A 17,414-nucleotide genomic window follows, 5' to 3' on the forward strand; every position below is an offset into this window, starting at 1 on the left:
ATCGTCGACTCTGATGCCCTCTTCGCGAGCAAGCGCGCTCCCACATTTGGAATGCATTTCAAAATGTGGGAGCGAGCTTGCTCGCGAAGAGGGCGTTACAGGCGAAGTTTAAACCAGGGTCATCAACGCCTCACGGCTGAACGGCAGAATATCCTGCTCACGCCCTTCACGGACTTTCAGCGCCCAGTCCGGATCCACCAGCAGCGCACGGCCCACTGCCACCAGATCGAACTCGTCGTTGTTCAGACGCTCCAGCAGTTTCTCCAGACTTGCCGGTTGCGCGACCTTGTCGGTGTTGACCATGAACTGCAGGAACTCGCCGTCCAGGCCGACGCTGCCTACGGTGATGGTCGGTTTGCCGGTCAGTTTGCGCGTCCAGCCGGCCAGGTTCAGCTCGGAACCGTCAAATTCAGGCTCCCAGAAACGCCGCGTCGAGCAGTGGAAAATGTCCACCCCGGCGTCGGCCAACGGCTTGAGGAATTCGCCCAGCGCCTCCGGGGTCTGCACCAGACGCGCGGTGTAATCCTGCTGCTTCCACTGCGAAAAACGGAAGATGATCGGGAAGCCTTCACCGACTGCCGCACGCACCGCTTGAATCAGCTCGATGGCGAACCGCGAACGGTTGGCCAGGCTGCCGCCGTATTCATCGGTGCGCTGATTGCTGCCTTCCCAGAAGAACTGGTCGATCAGATAGCCGTGGGCGCCGTGGATTTCCACGCCGTCCATGCCGATGCTTTGCGCATCCTTCGCCGCTTGGGCGAAAGCACCGATCACGTCCTGAATGTCCTGTTTGGTCATGCCGTGCACCACGACCTGGCCATCCTTGAGTTTTTCCGTCGGACCGTAAGCCGGCACGCTGGCGTCCGGCTCGGTGCCAATGCGGCGCACACTGCCGACATGCCACAGTTGCGGAACAATCTTGCCGCCCTCGGCATGCACCGCGTCGACGACTTTTTTCCAGCCGGCCAGTGGCGCTTCACCGAAAAACTGCGGCACGTTCGGGTAACCGTTGGAAGCCTTGTGACCGACAGTGGTGCCCTCAGTGATGATCAGACCAACACCAGCCGCAGCGCGGCGACGGTAGTACTCGATCACTTTGGAATTGGGTACGCCACCCGGGGAAAACGAGCGGGTCATCGGCGCCATCACCACGCGGGTCGGCAGTTCGAGGGCACCGAGGTGGAACGGTTTGAACAGGGCTTGCACCGGCATTGGAAGGCTCCACAGGGAATGACTTTATGACGGCGATAATATGAACAGTTAGCGCCTTTTAACAGCACTATTGATTTGAATGATTAAGGGTCAAAAGTCAGACAAAAAAAATCGCAGCTCGATGGCTGCGATTTTTGTGTTTCAGCCCAGCGCTTTTTCAATCGCGTGGACAATGGTCGGATCATCCGGCGGCGTGCGCGGCGAGAATCGCGCCAATACCCGGCCATCCTTGCCGAGCAGGAATTTCTCGAAGTTCCAGGTGATATCCCCCGGAAACTCCGCACCCTCGCCCGCCAGCAAGCGGTACAGCTGATGACGATCATGGCCGTTGACTTCAAGCTTGCTCGACAACGGGAACGTCACGCCATAGTTCAGGCTGCAGAACTCCTGGATTTGCTGTTCGGTACCCGGTTCCTGACCGGCAAACTGATTGCACGGCAGGCCCAGCACACTGAAGCCCTTGCCCTTGAATTGCTGGTAGAGGTTTTCCAGCGCCGCGTACTGTGGGGTCAAGCCGCATTTGGAGGCGACGTTGACCACCAGCACGACTTGGCCTTTGAAAGGCGCCAGCGGTAGCTCCTGACCATCCAGGGCTGTCAACTTAAGGTCGTGAAAAGCACTCATGACGGACTCCAGATTCCCGTGTTCTACTCGAAACAGCCACTTGGCGAGAGCACCAAGGACAGCCGCGGACTAAAAAGGCGCCCGCAGGCGCCTCTCCAGTACTCGAAGCTTAGCGCAGAAAATCAGTGGTGATGGCCACCTTCGCCATGGGCGTGGCCATGAGCGAGTTCTTCCTGGGTGGCGTCACGGATATCAACGACCTTCACTTTGAAGTTCAGGCGCTGACCGGCCAGTGGGTGGTTGCCGTCGACGGTAACGTCGTCGCCGTCCAGGTCACGGATGGTCACGATCTGCATCTGGCCGTCCGGCGCCGAAGCGTGGAACTGCATGCCGACTTCCAGCTCGTCAACGCCTTCGAACATGCTGCGGCTCAGGGTGCTGACCAGTTCGGCAGCGTATTCGCCGTAAGCGTCTTCCGGCTCAACGGACACTTCCAGCTCGTCACCAACAGCCTTGCCTTCCAGAGCTTTTTCCAGGCCCGGGATGATGTTGCCTGCGCCTTGCAGGTAGACCAGCGGAGCGCCGCCGGCGGAGCTGTCGATGACCTCACCAGCGTCGTTGGTCAGGGTATAGTCGATGGAGACAGCCTTATTGGCGGCGATCAGCATGGGGCGAGACCTTTGCAGAAGAATATAGAAAGGCCAAGTTTAGCGAAGCAATCGCGCGAAAGCGAACACAACCCGGACAAACGGGATTCGACAATCGCCGGCTTCCATCAGGACGAGGACGGTCACTGGGTGGCCGAGCTTTCCTGTGGCCACACCCAGCACCTGCGTCACCAGCCGCCGTGGCAATCGCGGCCATGGGTCCTGGACCCGGCGCAACGTATTGAAAAAATAGGCCAACCCTTTGACTGCGGTTGGTGCGCACAAGGCTCGGTTAGCGATAACCTTGGCGACTGAATTGCGGTAGGCGGTCACGTATAGATCGCCACCATTGCCATGCACCTTTAGAGAATCCGCATGCAAACTTTTTTTATCGCGCCCACCGATTTTGGCGTGGGTCTGACCTCCATCAGCCTCGGGCTGGTGCGTACCCTGGAGCGGGCCGGACTGAAAGTCGGCTTCTTCAAACCGATTGCCCAGCCGCATCCGGGCGACACTGGTCCTGAGCGCTCCACCGAACTGGTAGCGCGCACCCACGGCCTGAAACCGCCGCAGCCACTGGGCCTGGCCCATGTCGAGCGGATGCTCGGCGACGGTCAGCTCGATGAGTTGCTCGAAGAAATCATCGCCTTGTATCAGCAAGCTGCCATCGGCAAAGACGTGCTGGTAGTCGAAGGCATGGTGCCGACCCGCAGCGCCAGCTACGCCGCGCGGGTCAATTTGCACCTGGCGAAAAGCCTGGATGCCGAGGTGATTCTGGTCTCGGCCCCGGAAAACGAAGTGCTTGCCGAACTCTCCGGCCGCGTGGAATTGCAGGCGCAATTGTTCGGCGGCCCGAAAGATCCAAAAGTCCTCGGCGTAATCCTCAACAAGGTCAAGACCGAGGAGAGCATGGACGCCTTCGCCACGCGCCTCAAAGAGCATTCGCCGTTGTTGCGCAGCGGTGATTTCCGCCTGCTCGGTTGCATTCCGTTCCAGCCCGAACTCAACGCACCGCGCACCCGTGACGTCGCCGACCTGATGGGCGCGCAGGTGCTCAACGCCGGCGATTACGAAACCCGGCGCATGACCAAAATCATCATCTGTGCACGGACCATGCGCAACACCGTGGAGCTGCTCAAGCCCGGCGTACTGGTGGTGACCCCGGGTGATCGCGACGACATCATCCTCGCGGTCAGCCTCGCGGCACTCAATGGCGTACCGCTGGCCGGGCTGTTGCTGACCAGCGACACCCTGCCCGATCCACGCATCATGGACCTATGCCGTGGCGCGTTGCAGGCCGGTCTGCCGGTGCTGTCGGTGAGCACTGGCTCCTACGACACCGCCAACCTGCTCAATGGCCTGAACAAGGAAATCCCCATCGATGACCGCGAGCGCGCGGAGATCATCACTGACTTCGTCGCCAGTCATCTCGACGCGAAATGGCTGCATCAGCGCTGTGGCACACCGCGGGAAATGCGTCTGTCGCCAGCGGTATTCCGCTACCAACTGATTCAACGGGCGCAGTCGGCGAACAAACGCATCGTCCTGCCCGAAGGCAGCGAGCCGCTCACCGTGCAAGCGGCGGCGATCTGCCAGGAGCGCGGCATCGCCCGTTGCGTGCTGCTGGCCAAACCCGAAGACGTCGAAGCCGTGGCCCGTGCGCAAGGTATCGAGTTGCCGCCGGGGCTGGAGATTCTCGATCCGGACTTGATTCGCGAGCGCTACATCGAGCCGATGGTCGCCCTGCGCAAAAGCAAAAGCCTCAACGCGCCGATGGCCGAACAGCAACTGGAAGACACCGTGGTGATCGGCACGATGATGCTCGCGCTGGATGAGGTCGACGGCCTGGTCTCGGGCGTGATCAACACCACCGCCAACACCATTCGCCCGGCCCTGCAACTGATCAAGACCGCACCGGGCTGCACGCTGGTATCGTCGGTGTTCTTCATGCTGTTCCCCGAAGAAGTGCTGGTCTATGGCGACTGCGTGATGAACCCACACCCGAGCGCCGCCGAACTGGCGGAGATCGCCCTGCAAAGCGCTGATTCGGCCGCAGCATTCGGCATCACCCCGCGCGTGGCGATGATCAGTTACTCCAGCGGCGAATCGGCCAGCGGTGAAGAAGTCGAGAAAGTCCGCGAAGCCACCCTGCTCGCCCACGAGCAACAGCACTCGCTGCTGATCGACGGCCCGCTGCAATACGACGCCGCTGCCAACGCAGACGTTGCCCGGCAACTGGCGCCGAACAGCCAGGTGGCCGGTCGCGCCACGGTGTTCGTGTTCCCCGACCTGAACACCGGCAACACCACCCACAAAGCCGTGCAGCGCAGCGCCGACTGCGTCAGCCTCGGCCCGATGCTGCAAGGCCTGCGCAAACCGGTGAACGACCTGCCGCGCGGCGCGCAGGTCGACGACATCGTCTACACCATCGCCCTGACCGCGATTCAAGCCGCCAACCGACCTATGGATGTGTAAATGCTGGACTTCCTGCCCGCCCCGATTCGCGGCGTAATCGCCGCGCTGCTGTTGGCACTCAATACGATTCTGCTGTGCTCGTTCCTGTTCTGCGTGGCGCTGATCAAAGTGCTGCCCTTCGACCTCGCCCGCCGCGCCTCACTGTGGCTGATGAGCCACACCCACGAAGCCTGGATCAGCAACAACAAAGGCTGGATGAACCTGGTGCGCCGCACCCGCTGGCACATCAGCGGCCTGCAAGGTCTGGACTACCAACACTCATACCTGATCACCAGCAACCACCAGAGCTGGGTCGACATCCTGGTGCTGCAATACGTACTCAACCGGCGCATCCAGCCGCTGAAATTCTTCCTCAAGCAGGAGCTGATCTGGGTTCCGGTGATCGGTCTGGCCTGGTGGGCGCTGGGCTTCCCGTTCATGAAGCGCTACTCCAAGGCGTACCTGGAAAAGCATCCAGAGAAGAAAGGCAAAGACCTGGAAACCACGCGCAAGACCTGCGCGAAATTCCGCAACAACCCGGTGGGGATTTTCAACTTCGTCGAAGGCACGCGCTTCACCGAAGGCAAACATGCGCAACAGCAGTCCCCGTTCAAATACCTGCTCAAACCCAAGGCTGGCGGCATCGCCTTCGTGCTGGACGCGATGGGTGAGCAACTGGAGTCGATCGTCAACGTGACCATCCACTATCCGGGCGGGCGTCCGGGTTTCTGGGATCTGCTGTGCGGCAACGTGAAAGACGTGGTGGTGCACTTTGAAGAACTGAAAATCCCGCCGGCCTTCATCGGCAAGAACTACGACCAGGACGGCGAATATCGCCTGCAATTCCAGGGCTGGATCAACCAGCTGTGGCAGGACAAGGATGCGCTGCTGGAACAGATGCACCGCGAATTCGCAGACAAACGCTAATCCCCTGTAGGAGCAAGCCTGCTCGCGATAGCGGTGGAACAGCCACTCCCAATGTTGAACGACATACCGCTATCGCGAGCAGGCTCACTCCTACAGTTGGATGGAGTGCATTCAGTTAGAGTTTGGTCGGCTGTGAGGCCGCCTTCGCGAGCAAGCCCGCTCCCACAGTTTGCACACGGTGTATTCAGGTAGAGATTAGTCGGCTGTCAGACCACCTTCGCGAGCAAGCTCGCTCCCACAGTTTGAAACCGGTGTATTCAGGTAGAGATTGGTCGGCTGTCAGGCCGCCATCGCTGGCAAGCCAGCTCCCACAGGAAAAACTAAAGCCAAGCGCACGCTTTTCACCACTCAAATGGCCGAGTGTCAGCTCGCCGAAAGCTCTTGATCTTGATCCACGGGCGACGTCGGAAGGCTGAGCGTAGGGATTGATCCGGGGGTGGGAGCGCAGCGACCGTTTGGCGCAGCCAAACACAGCGAGAGGAGGTGCAGCGAAGCAAACCGTAGGCGCTGCCCCCCGGATCAATCCCGCAGCGAAGGGACCCCGAGCCCCAGCGAGCGGGCCGAACGCAGGAGCAAGCGTTTTTGGTTACTTTTTAGGCGTTTGTAAAAAGTGACCCGCCGTAAGGGCGGAACCATAATCAGCCGTTACCGCAGCAACGGATATACACCCAAAACCCCAAGAGCATGGTCAGCCCAAAAGCCGCCACCGCCGAAAACCAAATGCCCCCCAATAAAAAACCCGCCGATGATCACTCATCCGCGGGCCTTTCATTTCCGGCTAAAGCTTAAATCGCGCCACGCTTGCGCAGCAGATCCAGCACTTGCTTGACGCTCTCTTCCAACGACAGCGACTGCGTGTCGATCACCAGATCAGCATTCAGCGGCACGTCATACGGGAACGACTCACCCGGAATATTATCGCCACCCGCAGCATACAGCCCTTGCGGATCACGCTCGGCACACACCGCCGGCGAGGCCTGCACATAAACCGTCAGCAGACGCTCCTTGCCGATCAGATCCTTGGCCTGCTCACGACCTTCAGCACTCGGCGCAACAAACGCCGCCAGGGTCAACAGACCCGCCTCGTTGAACTGACGCGCGACATGCGCAGCACGCCGCCAGTTCTCGGTACGACCGGCACGATCCTGCGGCAGACCTTTGTTCAGGTCGTGACGCAGATTCTGACCGTCGAGCACAAACACCGCACGGCCCATGTCGAACAGCTTGCGCTCGACCGCATAAGCTAGCGTGCTCTTGCCCGCGCCCGACAGACCGCTGAACAAAACAGTAGCCGGTTGCTGGCCAAAGCGCTGGGCACGTTCCTCAGTGGCAACGTGAGCCAGTTTGCCGTGGTGCGAGGCAGTCCCGTGAGCCACTGGCTGAGCGACGATCATGCCGGCGCCGACGGTGCCGTTGGTCAAACGGTCGATGACGATGAACGCGCCGGTGGTGCGGTTGCTGTCGTAACCGTCGAGGGCGATCGGCGCGTCGAGCGCGATCTTCACCTTGCCGATTTCGTTGAGCTGCAACGCGCTCGCCGGGCCTTCTTCGAGGGTGTTGACGTCGACCTTGTTGACGATGCTGGCAATCGAGCCCGGCACGTAACTGGTGGCGCGCTTGATGTCGTATTTCTTGCCCGGCAGCATCGGCTCTTCAGCCATCCACACCAGCATCGCTTCGAAGCTGTCGGTGACCGGCGGCACGTTGTCGGCATGCACCAGCAGGTCGCCACGGGAGATGTCGATTTCGTCTTCCATGGTCAGCGTCACCGCTTGACCCGGGCCGGCCTGCTCCAGCTCACCTTCGAAGGTGACGATGGATTTGACGCGGCTGCTCTTGCCCGACGGCAGAACCACCACTTCGTCGCCCTTGTGCACGATGCCGCTGGCGAGGGTGCCAGCGAAACCGCGGAAGTTCAGGTTCGGACGGTTGACGTACTGCACCGGGAAACGCAAATCGGTGAAGTTGCGGTCGCCCGCCACTTCCACGGTCTCGAGGATTTCCATCAGCGACTGGCCTTTGTACCAAGGCGAGCGCTCGGACTTGTTCACTACGTTGTCGCCCTTGAGGGCAGACATCGGCACGAAGTGCATGCTGGTCGGCTTCATCTTCAAGCCTTCGGCGAACTTCAGGTAGTCGGCCTTGATCGACTCGAACACGCCTTCATCGAAGTCTTTCAGGTCCATCTTGTTGATGGCGACGACGATGTGCTTGATGCCCAGCAACGAGGCGATGAAGCTGTGGCGACGGGTCTGGGTCTGCACGCCGTAACGGGCGTCGACCAGGATGATCGCCAGGTCACAGGTGGAGGCACCGGTGGCCATGTTGCGGGTGTACTGCTCATGGCCAGGGGTGTCGGCGATGATGAATTTGCGTTTGGCGGTGGAGAAATAGCGGTAGGCGACATCGATGGTGATGCCCTGCTCACGCTCGGCCTGCAGGCCGTCCACCAGCAACGCCAGGTCGATGTCGTCACCGGTGGTGCCGACTTTCTTCGAATCGCGAGTGATAGCTTCCAGGTGATCTTCGTAGATCATCTTGGAGTCGTGCAGCAGGCGCCCGATCAGGGTGCTCTTGCCGTCATCGACGTTACCGCAGGTCAAAAAGCGCAGCAGCTCTTTACGTTCGTGCTGGCCCAGGTAGGCGAGGATGTCCTCGCTGATCAAATCAGATGCGTGCGACATGACAACCCCTTAGAAATAACCCTGACGTTTCTTGTCTTCCATCGAGCCTGCGCCATCGTGGTCGATGACCCGGCCCTGGCGCTCGGAAGTTCGCGTCAGGAGCATTTCCTGAATGATGTCCGTGAGGCTTTCGGCCTCGGACTCCACCGCGCCCGTCAACGGGTAGCAGCCAAGGGTACGGAAACGCACTTTCTTTTTGACGATGCGTGCCTTGTCCTCGTCGGACAGGTGTTCGAGGATACGGTCGTCGTCGATCATGATCAGCGTGCCGTTCTTCTCGATCACTTCGCGCTCGGCGGCGAAGTACAGCGGCACGATCGGGATGCCTTCGAGGTAGATGTATTGCCAGATGTCCAGCTCGGTCCAGTTCGACAACGGGAACACGCGGATGGATTCGCCCTTGTTGACCTTGCCGTTGTAGACGTTCCACAGCTCAGGGCGCTGGTTTTTCGGGTCCCAGCGGTGCTTGCTGTCGCGGAACGAGTACACGCGCTCTTTGGCACGGGACTTCTCTTCATCGCGACGGGCGCCGCCGAACGCGGCGTCGAAACCATGCTTGTCGAGCGCCTGTTTCAGGCCCTCGGTCTTCATGATGTCGGTGTGTTTGGCGCTGCCGTGGGTGAACGGGTTGATGTTCTGCGCCACGCCATCGGGGTTGATGTGGGTGATCAGGTCCAGGCCCAGCTCTTCGACCATCTTGTCGCGGAACTTGTACATCTCCTGGAATTTCCAGCGAGTGTCGACGTGCATCACCGGAAACGGCAGTTTGCCCGGGAAGAACGCCTTGCGTGCCAGATGCAGCATCACGGCGGAGTCTTTACCGATGGAGTACAGCATCACCGGGTTGTCGAACTCGGCGGCCACCTCGCGGATGATGTGGATGCTTTCCGCCTCCAGCTGTTTCAGATGCGTCAGTTTGTCGACCATGGCTACTCACGAAAGCTTTCTTATGAACGGCCAGCGGGCCGTGTTCGAGCGGGGAATCCTAGCACAGCGACCTCTTCTAATCAGGACGCCTACTAGATCGAAAGGGCATATGAATATGCCCACCTGTTTGGGCACCCACCCCTTGTAGGAGTGAGCCTGCTCGCGATAGCGGTGTATCAGTCGCCGCTATGTTGAATGTGACAAAGCTATCGCGAGCAGGCTCACTCCTACAGGCGAAATGCGGTGGATTTCAGATAGGGTTCGGGCAATCGATGAAGATGTGTTCGAGGGCGAAACGTTTTGCCAGGTAGTCACCCAGCGCCTGCACGCCATAGCGCTCGGTGGCGTGGTGGCCGGCGGCGATGAAGCTGATGTCGTTTTCCCGCGCGCTGTGGAAGGTCTGCTCGGAGGCTTCACCGCTGAGGAACAGATCGACACCCGCCGCCACGCCCTGATCGATATAGCCCTGCCCGCCACCGGTGCACCAGCCGACCCGACGAATCATCCCACTGCCCTCGACCAGCAGCGGCTCGCGGCCCATGACGTCTTTAACCTTGCGGGCGAAATCACGCGCAGTCATCGGCTCATTCAACGACCCGACCAGTCCGACAATTTTAAGGTTGTCCGGATCCAGTGGCCCTTCAACGGTAATGTCCAGCTGACGCGCCAGTTGCACGTTGTTGCCGACCTCCGGATGCAGATCCAGCGGCAAGTGATAGGCGAGCAGACTGATGTCGTGCTTGAGCAAAGTCTTCAAGCGCCGCTGCTTCATGCCGGTGATGCACGGGTTCTCGCCTTTCCAGAAATAGCCGTGATGCACCAGTATCAGATCGGCCTCGGCCTCCACCGCCGCGTCAAGCAGCGCCTGACTGGCGGTGACGCCACTGACGATGCGCATCACTTGCGGACGGCCTTCGACCTGCAGGCCGTTGGGGCAATAATCAGCGATTTTTGCACTGCCAAGGTAACGGTCGGCTTCTTCGACGAGGGTGCTGAGGGCGACGGCCATGAAAGACTCCTGAAAATCCCGTTCAGAGGCGCGCGCGGCCTCGTATAATGCGCGACATTATGGGCGGTCTGACCCCGCCTGCAACTTTTCCAGGACGTGCTTAATGCTCAAGGCGCTGCGTTTTTTCGGCTGGCCGCTGTTGGCCGGTGTGCTTATCGCTCTGTTGATTATTCAGCGTTACCCGCAGTGGGTCGGGCTGCCGAGCCTCGATGTCAACCTGCAACAGGCCCCGCAAACCACCAGCGTGCAGCAGGGGCCGGTGTCCTATGCCGACGCGGTGACCATCGCCGCACCCTCGGTAGTCAACCTTTACACCACCAAGGTCATCAACAAACCGGCGCACCCGCTGTTTGAAGATCCGCAGTTCCGGCGCTTCTTCGGTGACAACTCGCCGAAGCAGAAACGCATGGAATCGAGCCTCGGTTCCGGGGTGATCATGAGCCCGGAAGGCTACATTCTGACCAACAACCACGTGACCACCGGCGCCGACCAGATCGTGGTGGCGCTCAAGGACGGTCGCGAAACCCTTGCCCGAGTGATCGGCAGCGACCCGGAAACCGACCTCGCGGTGCTGAAGATCGACCTGAAAAATCTCCCGGCGATCACCGTCGGCCGCTCCGACAGCATCCGCATCGGCGATGTCGCGCTGGCCATCGGCAACCCGTTCGGCGTCGGCCAGACCGTGACCATGGGCATCATCAGCGCCACCGGGCGTAACCAGTTGGGCCTGAACAACTACGAAGACTTCATCCAGACCGACGCGGCGATCAACCCGGGCAACTCCGGCGGCGCACTGGTCGATGCCAACGGCAACCTCACCGGGATCAACACGGCGATCTTCTCCAAGTCCGGCGGCTCGCAGGGCATCGGTTTTGCGATCCCGGTGAAACTGGCAATGGAAGTGATGAAGTCGATTATCGAGCACGGTCAGGTGATTCGTGGCTGGCTGGGTATTGAAGTACAGCCGCTGACCCAGGAACTGGCCGAGTCGTTTGGCCTGTCCGGGCGTCCGGGGATTGTCGTGGCAGGGATCTTCCGCGATGGCCCGGCACAGAAGGCCGGCCTGCAACTGGGTGACGTGATTCTGAGTATCGACGGCGAACCGGCCGGTGATGGCCGCAAGTCCATGAACCAGGTGGCGCGGATCAAGCCGACTGACAAAGTGACCATTCAGGTCATGCGCAACGGCAAAGAACTGAAGCTCACCGCTGAAATCGGCCTGCGCCCGCCGCCTGCACCGGTGAAAGAAGAAGAGTAAAACTTTATTCGCGCCGAGTGCGCGAATGAAAGACACTCTCAACAGGCATGTTATATTGTTTCAATTTAACAATTGGAACAACATAACATGTCGTCTCGAAAAAAGGCTTCGCTGCTTGGCCTGACCCTGGGCCTGCTGGGCGATCCGGTCTTCGCCGAAGATCCGCAACCCCTCGAACTCGACGCCATCAGCGTCACTTCCGATTATGAATCCCCCAGCGGGCCGGTCAGCGGCTACCGCGCGACGCGCTCCGCCAGTGCAACCAAAACCGACACCGCCATCCGCGACATTCCCCAAGCGATCAGCGTGGTGCCGGCCAGCGTGCTCAAGGATCTGGGCAGCCACAATGTCGAACGCGCACTGGAATTTGCCGGCGGCGTGTCGAAGCAGAACAATTTTGGCGGCCTGACGCTGTACGAATACAGCGTACGCGGCTTCACCACCTCGGAGTTCTACAAGGACGGTTTCAGCGCCAATCGCGGCTACCCGAGCACGCCGGACGCGGCCAATGTGGAGCGCATCGAAGTCCTCAAAGGTCCGGCCGCGAGCCTGTATGGCCGTGGCGATCCTGGCGGCACGGTGAACATCGTCACCAAAAAGCCGCAGCCCGAAGCGTTCACCACCCTGCAGACCAGCGCTGGCAGCTGGGATCGTTATCGCACGGCACTGGACGTCAACACGCCGCTCGACGAGCAGGGGGACGTGCTCTCGCGAATCAACCTTGCGGTCGAAGACAACCACAGCTTCCGTGATCACGTCGACAGCCAGCGGGTCTTCGTCGCACCTTCGATCAGTTGGCAACTGAGCCCGGACACTTCGTTGTTGGTGGAAAGCGAAATCGTCCGGCACAACTCCACGTTCGACCGAGGAATCGTCGCGCCGAACAACAAATGGAGCGGCGTTTCGCGCTCGGCCTTCCTCGGTGAACCGAACGACGGCAACATCGACAACCACAACAACCTGCTCCAGGCCACCCTCGAACATCACCTCAGCGACAGCTGGAAACTGCGTCTGGCCAGCCACTACAAGGAAGGCAAACTGTGGGGCGACGCGTCTGAAAGTCGTGCGCTGAACGCCGATGGTCACACGGTCAACCGACGCTACCGCGAACGGGACACTAACTGGCACGACAGCATCACCCAATTGGAGCTGCGCGGTCTGTTCGACCTCGGCTCGTGGCAGCACGAACTGCTGATCGGCACCGAATACGAGAACTTCCGCAAGAACGAACGCGTCACTACCATCGCTGGCGGTCCCTACGCCATCGACATCTACAAGCCGATCTACGGCCAACCGAAACCCAACGGCCCACGCTCGGGTACTGACTTCTTCGAACACGTCGAAAGCCACGCACTGAACCTGCAGGATCAAATCATCTTCACCGACAAACTGCGCGGGATGATCGGCGCACGCTTCGAACACTTTGATCAACGCATCGACGATCACACCCGCGATGCCAAAAGCCAGCAGACTCACGACGCCCTCACCCAACGCGCCGGCCTGCTCTATCAGTTGACGCCGTACACCGGCCTGTTCGCCAACACCTCGACCTCGTTCAAACCGAATAACGGCCTCGACGCCTCCGGCAAATCCTTCGATCCCGAAGAAGGTGTCGGCTACGAAATCGGGATCAAGAACGAACTGTTCGACGAGCGCCTGAGCAGCACCCTCGCCTTCTTCCACATCGACAAGGAAAACGTCCTCGCCCTCGATCCGAACACCGATACCAGCCGCGCGATGGGCAAGGCGCGCAGTCGCGGTTTCGACTGGCAAGTGACCGGGCAAGTGACCGATGCCGTGCGGGTGATGGGTGCCTTCGCTTACATCGACGCTGAAGTGACCAAGGGCGACGCGGCAATCCCGACCGGCAGCCGCATCCTCGGCGTGGCCAAGCGCAGTGGCAGCCTGCTCGGTGTGTACGAATTTCAGGACGGCCATTTGCGCGGCTCGGACATCGGCGCGGCGTTCACCTATGTCGGCGATCGCTCCGGTGAAGCCGGCGGTGATTTTGAAATGCCGGCCTATCACACCTTCGATCTGCTGGCCCATTACAAGGCCAGCGACAACGTCACGGTTGGCCTGAACCTGAACAATCTCTTCGACGAAAAATATTACGAGCGCTCCTACAGCAATTATTGGGTCAACCCCGGCGAGCCGCGCAATTTCACCGTCAGCCTGACACTCAACCTGTAAAAGGACGTCACCATGCAATACGGCAAAACCCTACTGATCATCGCCGCTTTGTTCGTCACTCAAGCCTCGGCCCATGGCCTGTGGACCGAACAACGGCGCGGCAATATCGAAGTGATCTACGGCCACGGTGCCGAAGACAATGCTTTCAAGGCGCAGAAAATCAGCGGCGCCTGGGCCTATGACACAAGCGGCAAAATGATCCCGGTGAGCGTCGAATGCCTGTCCGATCACGCGCGCCTGAAGCCGCTAAAAACACCGGCGGTCATGGCCGTCGCACTGAACAACGGCATGTGGTCGCAAACCGCCGACAGAAAATGGATCAACGAAGGCCGCAGCAAAGTGCCGGGTGCTGTCGAAGCCACCGAGACGCTCAAGTACAGCCTGGCGATTTATCAACCGGGAGCAAAGTTGCCGAAGCTCGAGCAGATCAAGTTGCTGATTTTGCCGGAGGTCGACCCGCTGACCGTCGGCCCGGGCAATTCACTGCCGGTACGGGTGCTGCTCGATGGCAAGCCGGCAGCGGGCGTGAAGCTGATTGGCGACTATCGCAATGCACCGAACACCCTGAGCACTGAAACGGACAAGGACGGACGCGCGCAGGTGCTGGTGCGTAATGAAGGGTTGAATGTGATTGCGGCGCAGGTGGAAGTGCCGGTGAAGGACAGCGCTGATGTGAACAGTCGCGGGCTGTTCAGTTCGCTGACGTTCCTTGGCGAACCGCATCACGAGTAAAAGCGCACCCTCACCCCAGCCCTCTCCCTGAGGGAGAGGGAGCAGACCGAGCTGTCTTGCGAAGTACATCGACCTGAAAATCCGAGTCGATTACGGATTCAGTACAGCACTCTCACGTCGGCGAAACTCTGCAATATCCCCCAATCAGCCCCTCTCCCTCTGGGAGAGGGAGCAGACCGAGCTGTCTTGCGAAGTACATCGACCTGAAAATCCGAGTCGATTATGGATTCAGTACAGCACTCTCACGTCGGCGAAACTCTGCAATATCCCCCAATCAGTCCCCTCTCCCTCTGGGAGAGGGCTAGGGTGAGGGGCTTTGGCTTTTAGAGGTTGCCGAGGCCGTCGATCAGCGCCTGGTTCTGCTCCGGCGTACCGATCGAAATCCGCAGGAACTGGGCAATCCGCTCCTGCTTGAAGTGACGCACGATCACACCCTGCTCGCGCAGCTTGACCGCCAGCCCCGCAGCATCGTGTTGCGGGTGCCGGGCGAAGATGAAGTTCGCCGCCGACGGCAGCACCTCAAAGCCCTTGGCCTGCAATTGCGCGATGACCCACTCACGGCTCTCGATCACCAGACGGCAGGTCTTGTCGAAATACTCGCGATCCTCGAACGCTGCCGCCGCACCGACAATCGCCAGACGATCCAGCGGGTAGGAGTTGAAGCTGTTCTTGATCCGCTCCAGCGCTTCGATTAGATCCGGATGACCCACCGCCAGACCAACGCGCAGCCCGGCCAGCGAGCGCGACTTGGACAGGGTCTGGGTCACCAGCAGGTTCGGATAACGATCCACCAGACTGATCGCGGTTTCGCCGCCGAAGTCGATATAAGCCTCGTCCACCACAACCACCGAATCCGGGCTGGCCTTGAGGATCTGCTCGACCGCCTCCAGCGCCAACAGGCAACCGGTCGGTGCATTCGGGTTGGGGAAGATGATCCCGCCATTCCGCTTGGCGTAGTCCGCCGGGTTGATCTGGAACTGCGCGTCCAGCGGCACGGCATCGAACTGGATGCCGTACAGACCGCAATACACCGGATAGAAGCTGTAGCTGATGTCCGGGAACAGCAGCGGCTGCTCGTGTTGCAGCAGACCGTGAAAGATGTGCGCCAGCACTTCGTCCGAACCGTTGCCGAGGAACACTTGATTGCTCTGCACGCCGTAGTAGTTAGCGACGGCGTTTTTCAGCAGATCGCTGTTCGGGTCCGGGTACAGACGCAGGTTGTCGTTCAGTTCGGTCTGCATCGCCGCCAGGGCTTTTGGCGACGGGCCATAGGGGTTTTCGTTGGTGTTGAGCTTGACCAGTTTGGTCAGCTTTGGCTGTTCGCCCGGCACATACGGCACCAGATCCTTGACGAACGGACTCCAGAATTTACTCATGATCAGTTCCCCTTCTGCTCAGCTTTGATGCGGTATTCGGCGCTGCGTGCGTGCGCACTCAGGGATTCGCCACGGGCCAGCACCGAAGCGGTCTTGCCCAGCTCGGAAGCACCGGCCTCGGAGCAGAAGATGATCGACGAACGTTTCTGGAAGTCGTACACACCCAGCGGCGAGGAGAACCGCGCGGTGCCGGAGGTCGGCAGCACGTGGTTCGGGCCAGCGCAGTAGTCGCCCAGTGCCTCGGAGGTGTGACGGCCCATGAAGATCGCACCGGCGTGACGGATCTGCGGCAACCACGCTTGTGGATCAGCGACCGACAGCTCCAAGTGTTCCGGGGCGATACGGTTGGCGACTTCGATGGCTTGCGCCATGTCGCGCACATGAATCAGTGCACCGCGACCATTGATCGAGGTTTCGATGATGGTTGCGCGGTCCATGGTCGGCAGCAGTTTGTCGATGCTCGCAGCGACCTTGTCGAGGAATTCGGCGTCCGGGCTGACCAGAATCGCCTGCGCGTCTTCGTCGTGCTCGGCCTGGGAGAACAGATCCATGGCGATCCAGTCCGGATCGGTCTGGCCGTCGCACACCACAAGGATTTCCGACGGGCCGGCGATCATGTCGATGCCGACCTGACCGAACACGTGACGCTTGGCGGTGGCGACATAGATGTTGCCCGGGCCGACGACCTTGTCCACCTGCGGCACGCTTTCGGTGCCGTAAGCCAGCGCGGCAACCGCTTGTGCGCCGCCGATGGTGAACACCCGGTCAACGCCGGCAATGCACGCCGCCGCCAGCACCAGTTCATTGAGCTCACCACGCGGGGTCGGCACGACCATGACCACTTCGGTCACGCCGGCGACCTTGGCCGGAATCGCGTTCATCAACACCGAAGACGGGTACGACGCCTTGCCGCCCGGTACGTAAAGGCCGGCGCGATCCAGCGGCGTGACCTTCTGCCCGAGTACGGTGCCGTCGGCCTCGGTGTAGCTCCAGGAATCCTGTTTCTGTTTTTCGTGATAGCTGCGCACTCGCGCCGCGGCTTTTTCCAGCGCTTCGCGCTGTGCCACGGTGATGCGGGTCAGGGCCAGTTCCAGACGCTCGCGCGGCAGGATCAGGTCGGCCATCGACGCCACTTCGAGGCCGTCGAACTTCTGGGTGAACTCGACCAGCGCCGCGTCACCGCGCTCGCGCACCGCCTTGATGATGTCCAGCACGCGCTGATTGACCGAGTCGTCAGACACACTTTCCCAGCTCAGCAGATGATCCAGATGATGCGCGAAATCCGGGTCAGCAGCGTTGAGTCGGCGAATTGCAGTCGGTGCGGTCATAGCGAGAGCCTCATAGGAATGGCAAAAACTCAGGCGCCCGAAACTATCATTCGATCCGCTTGGGCACCTGAGAATTCTGGCTATGAGGCGGATAGACGGCGCG

At 60.3% G+C, this 17,414-nt stretch carries 13 protein-coding genes and 1 pseudogene; 6 read left to right on the forward strand and 8 right to left on the reverse strand.

Features of this window, described 5'->3' with window-relative positions:
- Window positions 1-108 precede the first annotated feature (108 nt).
- From QMX91_RS11490 to QMX91_RS11500, 3 genes are all read right to left on the reverse strand, one after another.
- Window positions 109-1,212 carry an NADH:flavin oxidoreductase gene (locus tag QMX91_RS11490; RefSeq protein ID WP_003221722.1) on the reverse strand — a complete coding sequence of 368 codons (1,104 nt, stop codon included), beginning with the start codon at window positions 1,210-1,212 and terminating at the stop codon, window positions 109-111.
- Between the two features lie 141 nt (window positions 1,213-1,353).
- Window positions 1,354-1,836: a glutathione peroxidase gene (locus tag QMX91_RS11495; protein ID WP_027610864.1), complete on the reverse strand. Its 483-nt coding sequence runs from the start codon at window positions 1,834-1,836 to the stop codon at window positions 1,354-1,356.
- 122 nt (window positions 1,837-1,958) lie between these two features.
- The gene (locus QMX91_RS11500) at window positions 1,959-2,444 is read right to left on the reverse strand and encodes a peptidylprolyl isomerase (RefSeq protein WP_282412727.1); all 486 of its coding nucleotides are present in this window, start codon (window positions 2,442-2,444) and stop codon (window positions 1,959-1,961) included.
- Between QMX91_RS11500 and QMX91_RS11505 the strand changes: the two are divergent.
- The 3 genes and pseudogenes from QMX91_RS11505 to QMX91_RS11515 all read left to right on the forward strand — a co-directional run bounded on the left by QMX91_RS11505 (window position 2,413) and on the right by QMX91_RS11515 (window position 5,804).
- Window positions 2,413-2,738: pseudogene (locus tag QMX91_RS11505) on the forward strand (DUF3565 domain-containing protein). The gene QMX91_RS11500 and the pseudogene QMX91_RS11505 sit on opposite strands and share 32 nt — an antisense overlap.
- A gap of 60 nt (window positions 2,739-2,798) precedes the next feature.
- The gene (gene pta, locus QMX91_RS11510) at window positions 2,799-4,898 is read left to right on the forward strand and encodes a phosphate acetyltransferase (RefSeq protein ID WP_098967230.1); all 2,100 of its coding nucleotides are present in this window, start codon (window positions 2,799-2,801) and stop codon (window positions 4,896-4,898) included.
- Entirely contained in the window at window positions 4,899-5,804 is a 906-nt protein-coding gene (locus QMX91_RS11515) for an acyltransferase (RefSeq protein ID WP_282412728.1), read from the forward strand.
- 785 nt (window positions 5,805-6,589) lie between these two features.
- Here the strand turns inward: QMX91_RS11515 and cysN are convergent.
- From cysN to QMX91_RS11530, 3 genes are all read right to left on the reverse strand, one after another.
- A complete protein-coding gene (gene cysN / locus QMX91_RS11520; protein WP_098967229.1) occupies window positions 6,590-8,488 on the reverse strand; it encodes a sulfate adenylyltransferase subunit CysN in 1,899 nt (632 codons plus the stop codon).
- Between the two features lie 9 nt (window positions 8,489-8,497).
- Window positions 8,498-9,415, reverse strand: a complete 918-nt coding sequence (gene cysD, locus QMX91_RS11525; protein ID WP_098967227.1) for a sulfate adenylyltransferase subunit CysD — start codon at window positions 9,413-9,415, stop codon at window positions 8,498-8,500.
- 250 nt (window positions 9,416-9,665) lie between these two features.
- Window positions 9,666-10,424: a Nif3-like dinuclear metal center hexameric protein gene (locus QMX91_RS11530; RefSeq protein ID WP_097090396.1), complete on the reverse strand. Its 759-nt coding sequence runs from the start codon at window positions 10,422-10,424 to the stop codon at window positions 9,666-9,668.
- Window positions 10,425-10,527: 103 nt separating this feature from the next.
- On the opposite strand from QMX91_RS11530, the gene algW reads away from it, so the two are divergent.
- From algW to QMX91_RS11545, 3 genes are all read left to right on the forward strand, one after another.
- A complete protein-coding gene (gene algW, locus QMX91_RS11535) occupies window positions 10,528-11,682 on the forward strand; it encodes a Do family serine endopeptidase AlgW (protein ID WP_096795365.1) in 1,155 nt (384 codons plus the stop codon).
- An 87-nt stretch (window positions 11,683-11,769) separates the two neighbouring features.
- Entirely contained in the window at window positions 11,770-13,875 is a 2,106-nt protein-coding gene (locus QMX91_RS11540; protein ID WP_282412729.1) for a TonB-dependent siderophore receptor, read from the forward strand.
- A 12-nt stretch (window positions 13,876-13,887) separates the two neighbouring features.
- Window positions 13,888-14,607, forward strand: a complete 720-nt coding sequence (locus tag QMX91_RS11545) for a DUF4198 domain-containing protein (RefSeq protein WP_282412730.1) — start codon at window positions 13,888-13,890, stop codon at window positions 14,605-14,607.
- A gap of 323 nt (window positions 14,608-14,930) precedes the next feature.
- Here QMX91_RS11545 and hisC read toward each other — a convergent pair whose 3' ends face one another.
- Window positions 14,931-15,983, reverse strand: a complete 1,053-nt coding sequence (hisC, locus tag QMX91_RS11550) for a histidinol-phosphate transaminase (protein ID WP_282412731.1) — start codon at window positions 15,981-15,983, stop codon at window positions 14,931-14,933.
- Window positions 15,984-15,985: 2 nt separating this feature from the next.
- Entirely contained in the window at window positions 15,986-17,311 is a 1,326-nt protein-coding gene (gene hisD, locus QMX91_RS11555) for a histidinol dehydrogenase (RefSeq protein WP_027610855.1), read from the reverse strand.
- Window positions 17,312-17,414 lie beyond the last annotated feature (103 nt).

Source organism: Pseudomonas sp. PS01299 (genome assembly GCF_029960145.1).
Classification (GTDB): domain Bacteria; phylum Pseudomonadota; class Gammaproteobacteria; order Pseudomonadales; family Pseudomonadaceae; genus Aquipseudomonas; species Aquipseudomonas putida_A.